The 240-nt window shown below is 66.2% G+C and carries 1 protein-coding gene; it reads left to right on the top strand.

Annotation, left to right across the window (positions count from 1 at the left end; genetic code table 11):
• A partial coding sequence (locus tag CH341_RS33320) for a molybdopterin-dependent oxidoreductase (protein WP_146604834.1) occupies window positions 1-240 on the top strand: 240 nt, incomplete at both ends.

The following is a 240-nucleotide window of genomic DNA, read 5'->3' as shown; positions in this document are numbered from 1 at the left end:
AGCGCTGCGACTGGGACGAGTTCCAGGATTGGGCGACCTTCGTCTCCGACCCGCGCAACTCACCGGAAGAGGTGGAAAAAATCTCCGGCGTGCCGGCCGCCGCCATCCGCGGGGCTGCCAGGCTCTATGCGACCGGCGGCAATGGCGCGGTTTATTACGGCCTCGGCGTGACGGAACACAGCCAGGGCTCCACCACTGTCATGGCCATCGCCAACCTCGCCATGGCGACCGGCAATCTCG

Origin of the sequence: Rhodoplanes roseus (assembly GCF_003258865.1) — a bacterium.
In the GTDB taxonomy this organism is placed as follows: domain Bacteria; phylum Pseudomonadota; class Alphaproteobacteria; order Rhizobiales; family Xanthobacteraceae; genus Rhodoplanes; species Rhodoplanes roseus.
This window is presented reverse-complemented; position numbering and strand designations above follow the sequence as displayed.